Consider the following 12,724-nt stretch of genomic DNA (forward strand, 5'->3'; position numbering starts at 1 on the left):
TTATTTTTTAATTAACCGTGTACGTAATTCCAATTCCTGACTCAATATCTGGAGCATTATTTACACTTAGATCTTCTTTGAGGTACACATGATAGTTTATTTTTTTTCTCCCATGTGTATATTGTAGTGTCCAACTACTTAAATATTCTAATAAGGTAGTGTACCCATTATGCCATCCCGCATTGATCGATTCCCAATCTCCCTTCAAGTGAAAATAATCTTTTTCCTCTTTTTTTCTAAAAGGTGTTTGTAGTTGGTAGTGAATTTGTAAAGCATTAAAATTGCCTCGATTTGTATAGGTAGTCCATTCTAGTGACATTTCTGTGGCGCCTTGGATTCTATTATTTCCTAATGAAACGTTCTTTTTAAAGTCAATCACATTATTGTATTGCACGTTGATGCCAGTTGCAAAACGTAAAAACTGGTGATCTCTAAATGGCCATTTTTTTTGAATAGCTCCTTGAATCCCTATATCGACACTATGATTAAACCGAGTAGTGTTCCACCCTGCTGTAATCCCAATATTGGTAGCTATATGTTTGTTTGATAACCCGCGATTTGCTGGATAGTAGTTGTAAGTGGCATCAATTCCCCCAAGAAAAAATTCACCTCTTTTCATTGTTAATGTTCTTCCTCGATTGTCCGTGTATCTAAATTTTACTTGATCATAGCCGTAAAATTTTCTCCCAAAAGGGTCCTCACCGCCAGCTATATTACTATGAAACCATTCAATATTAGCATCGTTAGAAAAGATAGACCATGGGTTCTTTCCTGCTACAGCCATAAATCCCCTAGCGCCTATATGTAGATCTTGCTTTTTAGCTAGTGGAATTAGTAGGGTCGCACGGTATACTTTAATAACCGCGTCAAATTCGTATGAATATAGTTGAGCAGGTGTCTCTTCCTGATTCTCATAATCAAACACTCTGTAAAACCAAGGTAGCGAGCTAAACTGCTGACGGATGTTTGGGTCTTCAGGTAAATATGCGGTTACTTGCGGTTGGAAAACATTGCCACTTTGTTGTTGTAAGATGAGTTGCGTCTTTTTAACAGCATGCTCCCTAAAGTTTTGCGAGATCTGTGTGCTGTAGATTCCAAGAGGGTGGGTAGAGGCGAGGTTTAATTTAGTAATCCCATTTTTAGTGACCAGAGAATCGATAGACACAATTTGTCCTAACAAAGGGAAGGCAGCCAAAAAGAGTATAATTTCTAGTACTTTTGGACTCATAAAATAGTTTAGAACGTTCGACACACCTTTCTTTTATAGCATTTATGCCATGAAACTTCTATCACTTATCTTTCAGTAAGCTCTAGAAATAGGCTTTCCAGACTCACATTTTTCTGATTTAATTGTAAAATTTTAAGCTGATTGTCGTGGGCAAAGTCAAAAACCGTACTGCGCATATCCTCTTTTGTTGAGAAGGTAATTTCATAGGTAAAATCATGTGTATTTTTAACTCCAGTGACATTTGCTAGTCTACTAAGTGCAACTTCTTCCACGCGATAGTCAAATGCGACAACAACGATTTGCTGCTGGCCATCGCGTAATTCACTCATTTTTTTGTCTGCGACGATATGTCCTTTATTGATAATAATGACACGATCACAAATAGCTTCTACTTCTTGCATAATATGAGTGCTCATTAATACTGTTTTTGTTTTACCTACATTTTTAATAAGCGATCTTATCTCTAACAATTGGTTGGGGTCTAACCCAGTGGTAGGTTCGTCTAAAATTAACACTTCGGGATTGTGCAATAGTGCATTGGCCAGCCCTACACGTTGTCTGTATCCTTTTGAAAGTTGCCCTATTTTTTTGTGCGCCTCTGTCGTAAGTCCTGTAAGTTCAATAACCTCTTGAATTCGTTCCTTAGCAATACGGTATATCTCTGCATTAAACTTTAAATATTCTCGCACGTACATCTCAAGGTACAAAGGGTTGTGCTCAGGTAAATAGCCTATAGAATTGCGGACTTGCTGTATGTTTGTTGCAGTATCAAAATCATTTACCGTCGCTGTACCTGCACTAGGGGCAAGGTATGTTGTAAGGATTTTCATGAGGGTGCTTTTTCCTGCGCCATTAGGTCCTAAAAAACCTACGATCTCTCCCTTTCTGAGCGAAAAAGAAACACTGTCAAGTGCTTTTTGACTCCCATAACTCTTAGAAATCTCTTTTACTGTAATAGACATAGATGTATGTTTGAGAGTATCAAATGTAATAATTATGTATGGGTACTCGTATTTAAAATTAGGAGGCTTTAAAATTTTAATGGCAGCAGAGTGCATTTATAATGTAACGTCAAGATATTTACAGATTTCACAAAATAAGCGCTACAGCTAAATTTTTTTCACAAAAATTATTTATGGCTATTGTATAGGAGGATTTTTTTTCTACTTTAGCAGCATAACAAGTCATAATGTTAAATACAGTTTATTTCTGGAACAATTTCTTCTATTTCTTCTTTTATAAGAAGAGATCAGGATTGTTGTTGTGATAAGCTACCACTTAAAACTCATAAAAAGTCCTGATAAAATTATTTATCAGGACTTTTTTTTTAATAGCTAGTGATCAAAAGCATGAAAATAGGCATACAAGGCGTACGAGGTTCTTTTCACCATAAAGTGGCAGAGCACTACTTTGGAAAAAATGTAGATATTTTAGAATGTATGTCGTTTCCATCACTTATTGACGCATTACTAGATGATGAAATTACAGATGCCGTTATGGCTATAGAGAACTCTATTGCTGGTGCTATCTTACCCAATTATGCCTTACTTGATGCAAATCAATTACATATAGAAGGAGAATATTACCTAGATATACAGCACAATTTACTAGGTCTAGCGGGTCAAAGGATTACAGATATTAAGGAAGTATGGTCACACCCAATGGCTATTTTACAGTGTAGAGAATTTTTTAGAGATTATCCAGAAATAAAAATGGTAGAGGATAATGACACCGCTGCAGTAGCACAACGTATACAGCAAGAGCAATTATACGGTGTAGGGGCGATCGCGAGTCTAGAGGCAGCTCAGATTTACAAACTCAATACGATTGCCAGTAGTATACAGACCATACAGCAAAATGCTACTCGTTTTTTTATACTTAACAAAAACGCGCGATCCATGGGTGATGCTTTAAACAAAGCATCACTGAGGTTTACTACAGATCATAAAAGAGGAAGTCTAGCTGCTATATTAAATGTATTGAGTGATTGTAATATGAATCTCACCAAAATCCAATCGATGCCCGTAATTCAAACTCCTTGGAAATATGCTTTTTTTGTGGATGTAACTTTTGATTCCTACGAAGAGTTTAAAAAAGCAGAGGAGTTACTACGCATCATGGCGCTTGAATTTAAAGTGCTAGGTGTGTACAAAAACCAAAGAAATTAATGGAACCAGCAAATCGTCTACAAGAAACTAAAGAATACTATTTCTCTCGCAAACTGAAAGAAGTAAGATCTCTTGCTGCAGCAGGTTACCCTATTATTAATATGGGTATTGGCAGTCCAGATTTGCCAGCACCACAACTTGCAATAGATGCCTTAGTGGCCAGTCTCAATGATAAAGTTGCACATCAATATCAGAGTTATATCGGTATTCCGGAGTTGCGAGAAGCAATGGCGTGTTTTTATAAAAGCCAATACAACTTGACATTAGATGCAGAGCGTGAAGTATTGCCGCTTATGGGTTCTAAAGAAGGTATCATGCATATCTCCATGGCCTTTCTTAATCCTGGCGATAAAGTGCTTATACCTAATCCTGGTTACCCAACGTATGCTGCGGTTACTAAGTTAGTGGAGGCTCAAACTGTACCTTACAACCTTAGAGAAGAAAAGGGATGGCTACCTGATCTAGAAGAATTAGAAAAGCAAGATCTTTCGGCGGTAAAGTTAATGTGGGTCAACTATCCTCATATGCCTACGGGGGCAACTGTGCCAGAAGGTTTTTTTGAAAAGTTGATCGCTTTCGCGAAAGCAAATAAAATCCTTATCATTAATGACAATCCGTATAGCTTTATTCTCAATGAGCACCCGCAATCGTTACTAGCGACTAAAGGTGCCAAAGAAGTAGCGCTGGAATTAAATTCCCTCAGTAAAACATTTAATATGGCAGGCTGGCGTGTAGGAATGCTAGCAGGAAGCGCCGAACATTTAGGACATATTTTACGAGTAAAATCAAATATGGATAGCGGTATGTTTTATAGTTTACAAAAGGGAGCGATTGCTGCCTTAAATTTAGATCAAAAGTGGAATACAGAATTAAACACCATTTACAAAAAGCGACAGGCACTGGTGTTCCAGTTGGTTGAAAAATTGGGCTGTACTTATGATAAAAATCAAGTAGGTCTCTTTGTTTGGGCAAAGCTACCATACAACCAAGACGCTGAAATTTTTATTGATTCCGTTTTAAGAGAGAAGTTTATATTTATTACCCCTGGTACTGTTTTTGGGTCGATGGGTAAAGGGTATATAAGATTAAGCCTTTGTGTGACAGCAAAAGAAATTAAAGAAGCGATAACTAGATTTGATGCACAGTAGAGATGGAGCAACGAGAAGACATAAAAAATTACAGAGAAGTTTCACAGATAGTCAAAGTGTTAATCTCAATACTTAAACGATGAAAAAGATATACATCATAGGTTTAGGACTCATTGGCGGTTCATTTGCTAGAGACTTGAGGAGGCACATGCCTAAGACTCGTTTGTTCGGTATTGATACTAGTGAGCAACATCTACAAGAAGCTCTAGCTTTAGTACTTGTTGATGAGGTAGCAACGGTAGGAGATTTATCAGATGCAGATATGGTCGTGCTTGCTGTTCCCGTAGACACTGCAGTTCAAATACTTCCTACTGTTCTTGATAATATTGACGATAATACCATTGTGGTAGATATGGGTTCCACAAAGCAAGCGATTTGCGAAGCCGTTGTATCGCATCCTAAGCGACGTAATTTTTTAGCTTGTCACCCCATTGCTGGGACCGAATTTTCTGGACCAAATGCTGCTATCGATCAATTATTTAAGGGTAAAACTAATATTGTATGCGAGGTAGAAAAGACAGCTCCAAAACTGCAAGAAACCGTTCTTAATTTATTTAAAGAAATGGGGATGCGTATACGTTATATGGATCCTATTTCTCACGATAAACATATTGCATATGTATCACACCTGTCCCACATAAGCGCATTTATGTTAGGGAAGACTGTTATTGAAAAAGAGAAGAATGAGCGGGATATATTTGATATGGCGGGTAGTGGTTTTGCCTCTACGGTCAGGCTGGCAAAGAGTAATCCAGTAACTTGGACTTCTATTTTTAAACAAAATAAAACCAATGTTTTGGAGACTTTAGAAGAGTATATCTCAAATCTAACGCATTTTAAAACGCTATTAGAAGCTGAGAACTATCAGGGAATTCATGATGAGATGAAAAATACCAATCATATAAAAGAAATTTTAAACGGAATAAATTAAGAGATTTACGCTTTCGCGAAAGCGTACTAAATACAAATATCAAAAGTCCCTAGTGGCAATATTTAAAAGACTATGGAAAATAAAAAAGAACTTAGAAATTGGTTAGATGCTTATGGGCTGGATCACCCGCTCGTAATTGCAGGGCCTTGTAGTGCAGAAACAGAGGAGCAAGTACTCAAAATAGCTCACCAACTAAAGGATAGTGATGCTACCGTGTTTAGAGCAGGAATTTGGAAGCCTAGAACTAGACCAGGAAACTTTGAAGGTGTAGGCGCGTTAGGTCTCAAATGGTTGCAAAGAGCAAAAGAAGAAACGGGAATGCAGATTACCACAGAGGTGGCAAATGCAAATCACGTAGAACTTGCTTTAAAGCATGATGTAGATATCCTTTGGATAGGAGCACGAACAACGGTATCACCATTTATAGTACAAGAAATCGCAGAAGCCCTAAAAGGAACTGATAAACCGGTGCTTATTAAAAATCCCGTAAACCCAGATTTATCCCTATGGCTTGGTGCTGTAGAGCGATTTTATACTCAGGATATTAAAAACCTTGGAGTTATTCATAGAGGATTTTCAACGTACGAAAAAACACGATATAGAAATAATCCAGAATGGCAAATTGCAGTAGACCTTCAAAACAGGTTTCCAGATTTACCATTAATACTTGACCCTTCACATATTGCCGGGCGTAGAGATATTATTTTTGATTTATGTCAGACTGCTCTAGACCTTAATTATGACGGGATGATGGTGGAGACCCATTACGATCCAGATAATGCTTGGAGTGATGCTGCACAGCAAATTACTCCGGATGCATTAAAGCAAATGACTGTTGATTTAAAAATACGTAAGGAAGAAGGCACAGCAGTAGAGTATAAAAACAAGCTTAATACGCTCCGCACCAAGATTGACGTAGTAGATCACCAGCTTATTGAAAGCTTAGGGAAACGTATGAAAATCTCCGATCAGATAGGAGAACTCAAAGCCGATAATAATGTGGCGATCCTACAAACAAAAAGATGGAACGAAATCTTAGGTAAAATGATACTTGAGGGAGAACAAAATAACCTTAGTGAAGAATTTATCTTAAGAGTTTTTAAAGCCATACACCAAGAATCCATCAACCACCAGCAAAAAGTGGCAGACTTGCAGAGAAGTTAAACTGTAATCTAAAATTCGTGAAATAAAAAAGCAGAAACCGAGGTTTCTGCTTTTTTATAACTTTTCGTCAGTATTTTCTGTATAAAACTTACTCTATTTTTAGAGATCCTAACCTGGTTTCAGATCTATTTGATCCGTATATAATAGCTTCATTGTTATTTAACTGATATCCGACACCAGGTCTCACAACGATTTGCTTCTTTTCAAAGTCTTCTGGATCGATACGAGTCATTTCTCCTGTGCTATCATCAAATTCGAAAGCTACGGGAATCATTTTATTAATTCTCCTTACTTTTTTGACATCATCCATATTCGTAATACCTATATTTTTAGGATCATCATTTACTAATACCGTTAACTTATTGTCATTATAGAAAGGCATAGAGCTTAAATATTCAGGTCCGTCACCCATTGTGCCTATTGGGAACATTATTGCAGCAGATATTGAAACAGCACCACTAGAGCCACCCCCTATAAAACCTACTGAGATTACATTTACACCTGCTTTTTGTTCCTTTGGAATCACATTGCTCCACGCTAAAGTTCCGTCTGCATTAAGGGCAGTCACAATAATTTCATTTGTATCATAGATAATTGGTGTGGCAGAAACTCCTACTCCGGCGATTCCTATTCCTGTAGATCTGCCAATAGTTTTAAAGTAATATTCTGAAAGAACGATAACTCCTCCATTATCACGTTCAATAAGATCTGTATTTTTGTAGAATGGTTTTAGGTTTTTTCCTTTTTTAGCTCTTCGTTCTCCTATTAATTTACTTTTAGTTTCAACAGTAAAATCATTGAAGACTTTTTTGTTAATAGAATTATCTAATGTGCTTACTGCAATATCAAAAATACCTTCAATTTTATATTCAGACCTTCCGCTCTTTTTGAGTTTAGAATAAAACCCTACTAGCTGTACTTTGTTTTCTGTATAAATAAGATCACAGTTTACAACACGTTTTCCATCAAGAGGTATTTTTGTTTCAATCAATTCGTAATTATTGTTTCTATAATAAGTTTGAAGAGTAATGTTGTTCTTAGTTGTTTTTGCTTTTTTGTCTCTATAGCTTTCTGTGTACACTATAAAGGCGTCTCCATTCTCATTTACACCGAAATCTGCAAAATCAAAAAACAGATCTTTTCTGTCTTTAAAACTTACGGTGTTTGTATCTTCTTTTACCGCATTTAAGTCAGCATCTAATAATGAAAACTCATATTTCAGTAATTCTTTTCTATCGTTGATATACACATGAGTAATCATATAATTGATTTCATCATATGACATTTCAAAAAGAAAAACACCTTTTTTAGATCGACTGTCAACTTCTGAAGATAATACTGTAACAGGATCCCCCATTTGCAAATCTTCAAGTATTTCAAGAGCTGCAAAATTGTAGGTTTTATCGTCCTTGTTATAGTAAGAAGCCATTACATACGCTCTGTCCTCTATGACAACAATATCCTCTACATATGCCTTGCTATTATTTATTTTATCTAGCTTGAGTACTTCACTACCTGTGTTTTCTTTAGTGTCACTAGCAAAGGTTTGTAGGTAAAATTTCTTCCCTTTTTTTGATAGCGTATATATTTGGTTGTCTTTGATCCCAGCGATATTGATAATGTTTCCTTCTGTTTCAGAAATATCGGCACCAAAATCAAGTTTGACATTCCCTACTTCTAATTGTGCAAAAGTGGTAGACGCAATTAAAAAAAACAGGATACTGAGGTAGTGTTTCATAATTTTAAGATTTTTTTAAGAAGTGGCAAATCACGTGAATTACATTCGAACATCAAAACTTTTCTCAATAATTAATTTAAGAGATTTCTTTTTTGCTATAAAAAACTGATTATACGAACCTTTAAGGTTGTTTGAGAATTTTTTGATTTTCATGATAGCCTGTCATTAAAGTATTTTATTTTTACAGTCTATACAAATCTATGACAGGAACTGTTTATAAATCTACTGGAAGTTGGTACACCGTTAAAGCGGAAAATGGCCAGTGGTTTGAGTGTAGGATTAAAGGTAAATTTCGCATTCAAGGGATTAAAAGCACGAATCCTGTATCAGTAGGAGATGTAGTTGATTTTGAAATTGACACAAAGAGTGATGTAGAAACAGGAGTGATCACAAACATACACGACAGAGAGAACTATATCGTACGCAAATCTGTCAATCTCTCTAAGCAAACACATATTATTGCAAGTAATGTAGATGTTGTTTTTTTATTGGTCACGCTCAATAATCCGCCTACATTTACTCCATTTATAGATCGATTTTTAGTGACTGCAGAAGCATATCATATCAAAGCTGTATTGCTCTTTAATAAAATAGATACCTACGATGAAGAGGAATTACTGGAGATCAAATTTCTAGCAGCTATGTACCGAGAGATTGGTTATGAATGTGTAGGAATATCTGCAGCGACAGGAAAGAATATTGATATCGTTAAAGAAATGATGGAAGGTAAGACCTGTATGTTTACGGGTCATAGTGGTGTAGGGAAATCTACCTTAGTAAACGCTATTGAGCCATCCCTTGATTTAAGGACTAAGCAAATAAGTATTCAACACTCGCAAGGTCAACACACTACCACATTTGCAGAGATGTTTGACCTACACTTTGATGCTCGTATTATTGATACACCAGGAATTAAAGGCTTTGGAATTGTAGATATGGAGCGAGAAGAAATAGGTGATTATTTTCCCGAGTTTTTTGCTCTTAAAAATGAGTGTAAGTTTAATAATTGCTTGCATCTTGAAGAACCTAAATGCGCTGTAAAAGACGCCTTAGATAACGACGAGTTATTTTGGTCTCGTTATAAAAGTTACACCCAAATACTAGAGGGTGATGATGAGCAGCATTATCGAAAAGATCATTATCCAGAGGAACAATGAAAGCTGTAATACAAAGGGTAACTCAGGCTTCTGTCACAATAGACGGAGTGGTTAAGTCAAATATACATCAAGGCTTACTTGTGTTGTTAGGGGTAACACATACTGATACAAACCAAGATATTGACTGGCTTACAAACAAAATTATGGGACTCCGTATTTTTAACGATGCTCAAGGTGCCATGAATCTATCTGTGGGTGATGTAGATGGCGACATTTTAGTAATTAGTCAGTTTACGTTGTATGCTAGTACAAAAAAGGGAAATCGTCCTTCATTTTTGGAAGCAGCACGACCAGAAAAAGCCATCCCTATGTATGAGGAATTTGTGAATACGCTTTCGCGAAAACACAATAAGCCTATTTATACTGGTGAATTTGGTGCAGATATGAAAGTACAATTACTTAATGATGGACCAGTAACTATTATACTGGACACCAAAAATAAAACTTAAGAAAAAATGAGTATTTCTAATACACAACAGGCTGTAGATGATTGGATAAAAGCACACGGAGTACGTTATTTTAACGAGCTTACAAATATGGCACAGCTTACCGAAGAAGTAGGGGAGGTGGCACGCATAATCGCACGTCGCTATGGAGAGCAGAGTGAGAAAGAAAGTGATAAAAATAAAGACTTAGGAGAGGAGCTAGCAGATGTTCTGTTTGTGGTGTTGTGCCTTGCAAATCAGACGGGAGTCAATCTTGAAGAGGCATTTAAAAAGAAGCTTGCTATTAAAACTGAGCGAGATCACGACCGTCATCACAATAATAAAAAGTTACAGTAAAAAAAAGAATATGCTTCTTAAAATTCACCACCCAAATACACATTGCGAAGGAAGCATACAGATCACTGGATCAAAAAGTGAAACCAATAGACTGCTAATTTTGCAAGCGCTTTTTGAGGGTATAAGCTTGAAAAATGTTTCAAATAGTGATGATGCAAAAGTGATGCAGCAAGCATTATTGTCAGATCAAAAAGAAATAGATATTCATCATGCGGGCACAGCAATGCGCTTTCTTACAGCCTATTTTTCTATACAAAAAGGTCGCGAGACGTTACTCACTGGAAGCTCACGTATGCAAGAACGACCCATAGAAATCCTTGTAGATGCTGTAAGGCAATTAGGAGCAATTATTAGGTACACAAAAAAGGAAGGGTTTCCACCTATTCAAATTCACGGTAAAAATCTCACTAAAGACACCATAACTCTTAAAGCAGATGTGAGTAGTCAGTATATTTCTGCATTGATGATGATGGGAGCAAAACTTGAAAGTGGTCTGACGATTCACTTAGTGGGTAAAATTACTTCCATTCCTTATATCTATATGACTTTGGCGTTACTGAGACAAATAGATGTAGAAGCTACATTTAAAGACCAAACTATCGTTATTTCCTCTGGTAGAAAGACTAAAGTGGATCGCAAAGTGGTCGTAGAGTCAGACTGGAGTAGTGCTTCTTATTTTTATAGCATTATTGCGCTTTCGCGAAAGCGTATCTCTAACCCATCAATTATCTTAGGAAGCTATAGAGAGAATAGTCTTCAGGGCGATGCGGTGCTACAAGAAATTTATAAAAAATTAGGAGTAAGCTCTATTTTTAAAGATGACAAATTACAGCTAAAACTCATCAGAGATTTTGAGCTACCCAAAACCATAACTTTAGATCTAGTGCGTTGTCCAGACATTGCACAAACAATAGCGGTAACGTGCTTAGGACTAGGAGTGGGCTGTCATTTAACAGGATTACACACCCTTAAAATAAAAGAAACAGATAGGCTAGAAGCGCTCAAAGAGGAGATTACAAAACTAGGTGGAGCAATAATGGTTACAGAAAAAGACCTCACATTATTGCCTCAAAAAGCCCCTCTTAATGAGAATATAACCATCGCTACCTATCATGATCACCGTATGGCAATGTCATTTGCACCATTAGGATTACAGATACCTATGTTAATTGAAGATGCAAGAGTAGTTTCAAAATCTTACCCAGATTATTGGAATGACCTAAAAAGTTTAGGCTTTGTACAAGAGATAATTGGTTAAAGACTTGACAACCCCTATCCCGAAATTGTATATTTGCGGTCTTGCTAAAATCCCTTGTGTAAAGCACAAGAACACATATTTTAAAACGAGACACCTATATGAAATTATCACATTTTAATTTTGACTTGCCAGATGAATTACTAGCAGATCGCCCAGCAGAAAACCGCGACGAATCTCGCCTCATGGTAGTAGATAGAAAGAAGGGCACGATAGAGCACAAGATGTTCAAGGATCTCATTGATTATTTTGAGCCAGAAGATGTGATGGTACTCAACAATACGAAGGTTTTCCCAGCAAGACTGTATGGAAATAAAGAAAAAACAGGTGCCCGTATAGAGGTATTTCTTCTTCGTGAGCTTAACTCAGAAACACGTCTTTGGGACGTGCTTGTCGATCCAGCACGTAAGATACGTATAGGTAACAAGCTCTACTTTGGAGATGATGAAACACTAGTAGCAGAGGTAATTGATAATACGACATCAAGAGGACGTACTTTACGTTTTTTATATGACGGTTCTTACGAAGAGTTTAGAAATAAACTTACTTCTCTGGGGGAAACTCCATTGCCAAAATATATTAATCGAGAGGTAGAGCCAGAGGATGAAGAGCGTTACCAGACTATTTACGCTAAAGAGGAAGGAGCTGTAGCGGCGCCTACTGCTGGGCTACACTTCTCAAAACACCTATTAAAGCGTCTGGAAATTAAGGGTGTAAATTTTGCTGAGGTGACACTGCATGTAGGTTTAGGAACGTTTAGTCCAGTAGAGGTAGAAGATTTATCTAAACACAAAATGGATAGTGAAGAGGCTTACATACGCAAGCCAGCCACAGAAATTATTAATAAGGCCTTATCAGAAAAAAGACGCATTTGCGCAGTAGGAACAACTGCAATGCGTGTTATGGAAAGCGCTGTTTCAAGCAACAATAAATTGAATGAATTTGAAGGTTGGACAAACAAATTCATTTTTCCTCCTTATGATTTCAGTATTGCAAACTGTATGATTACGAATTTCCATACACCTAAATCAACTTTGTTAATGATGGTTTCTGCATTTGCTGGTCACGACCTCATGAAAAAAGCATACGATGAGGCAGTAAAAGAAAAATATAAATTCTACTCGTATGGAGATGCGATGCTTATCATCTAATG

The 12,724-nt window shown here is 36.7% G+C and carries 12 protein-coding genes; 9 read left to right on the forward strand and 3 right to left on the reverse strand.

The features are described from left to right. Positions 1–7: 7 nt before the first annotated feature. Together OD90_RS11680 and gldA are read right to left on the reverse strand one after the other, a co-directional pair. Entirely contained in the window at positions 8–1,228 is a 1,221-nt protein-coding gene (locus OD90_RS11680; RefSeq protein WP_144669344.1) for a hypothetical protein, read from the reverse strand. Positions 1,229–1,293: 65 nt separating this feature from the next. Further along, the gene (gldA, locus tag OD90_RS11685) at positions 1,294–2,190 is read right to left on the reverse strand and encodes a gliding motility-associated ABC transporter ATP-binding subunit GldA (protein ID WP_144669345.1); all 897 of its coding nucleotides are present in this window, start codon (positions 2,188–2,190) and stop codon (positions 1,294–1,296) included. A 387-nt stretch (positions 2,191–2,577) separates the two neighbouring features. On the opposite strand from gldA, the gene OD90_RS11690 reads away from it, so the two are divergent. From OD90_RS11690 to OD90_RS11705, 4 genes are all read left to right on the forward strand, one after another. Beyond that, positions 2,578–3,396, forward strand: coding sequence for a prephenate dehydratase (locus tag OD90_RS11690; RefSeq protein WP_144669346.1), 819 nt, complete (start codon positions 2,578–2,580; stop codon positions 3,394–3,396). Then, on the forward strand, positions 3,396–4,544 hold the full coding sequence (locus tag OD90_RS11695) for a pyridoxal phosphate-dependent aminotransferase (RefSeq protein ID WP_144669347.1): 1,149 nt from the start codon (positions 3,396–3,398) through the stop codon (positions 4,542–4,544). The genes OD90_RS11690 and OD90_RS11695 overlap by 1 nt, the downstream gene beginning before the upstream one ends. Before the next feature lie 79 nt (positions 4,545–4,623). Beyond that, positions 4,624–5,475 (forward strand): prephenate dehydrogenase, encoded by an 852-nt coding sequence (locus tag OD90_RS11700; protein ID WP_144669348.1) that lies wholly within the window; start codon positions 4,624–4,626, stop codon positions 5,473–5,475. 72 nt (positions 5,476–5,547) lie between these two features. Then, a complete protein-coding gene (locus OD90_RS11705; RefSeq protein WP_144669349.1) occupies positions 5,548–6,639 on the forward strand; it encodes a bifunctional 3-deoxy-7-phosphoheptulonate synthase/chorismate mutase type II in 1,092 nt (363 codons plus the stop codon). 88 nt (positions 6,640–6,727) lie between these two features. Here OD90_RS11705 and OD90_RS11710 read toward each other — a convergent pair whose 3' ends face one another. Next, a complete protein-coding gene (locus OD90_RS11710) occupies positions 6,728–8,377 on the reverse strand; it encodes a hypothetical protein (protein ID WP_144669350.1) in 1,650 nt (549 codons plus the stop codon). A 200-nt stretch (positions 8,378–8,577) separates the two neighbouring features. Here OD90_RS11710 and rsgA point away from each other — a divergent pair, with 200 nt between their 5' ends. From rsgA to queA, 5 genes are all read left to right on the forward strand, one after another. Further along, positions 8,578–9,534, forward strand: a complete 957-nt coding sequence (gene rsgA / locus OD90_RS11715) for a ribosome small subunit-dependent GTPase A (protein ID WP_144669351.1) — start codon at positions 8,578–8,580, stop codon at positions 9,532–9,534. Beyond that, positions 9,531–9,983 carry a D-aminoacyl-tRNA deacylase gene (gene dtd / locus OD90_RS11720; RefSeq protein ID WP_144669352.1) on the forward strand — a complete coding sequence of 151 codons (453 nt, stop codon included), beginning with the start codon at positions 9,531–9,533 and terminating at the stop codon, positions 9,981–9,983. The genes rsgA and dtd overlap by 4 nt, the downstream gene beginning before the upstream one ends. A gap of 6 nt (positions 9,984–9,989) precedes the next feature. Beyond that, positions 9,990–10,316: a nucleotide pyrophosphohydrolase gene (locus OD90_RS11725; RefSeq protein WP_144669353.1), complete on the forward strand. Its 327-nt coding sequence runs from the start codon at positions 9,990–9,992 to the stop codon at positions 10,314–10,316. A gap of 10 nt (positions 10,317–10,326) precedes the next feature. Next, positions 10,327–11,574 (forward strand): 3-phosphoshikimate 1-carboxyvinyltransferase, encoded by a 1,248-nt coding sequence (locus tag OD90_RS11730; protein ID WP_144669354.1) that lies wholly within the window; start codon positions 10,327–10,329, stop codon positions 11,572–11,574. 98 nt (positions 11,575–11,672) lie between these two features. Further along, positions 11,673–12,722 carry a tRNA preQ1(34) S-adenosylmethionine ribosyltransferase-isomerase QueA gene (queA, locus tag OD90_RS11735; RefSeq protein WP_144669355.1) on the forward strand — a complete coding sequence of 350 codons (1,050 nt, stop codon included), beginning with the start codon at positions 11,673–11,675 and terminating at the stop codon, positions 12,720–12,722. Positions 12,723–12,724 lie beyond the last annotated feature (2 nt).

Source organism: Dokdonia sp. Hel_I_53, assembly GCF_007827465.1.
In the GTDB taxonomy this organism is placed as follows: domain Bacteria; phylum Bacteroidota; class Bacteroidia; order Flavobacteriales; family Flavobacteriaceae; genus Dokdonia.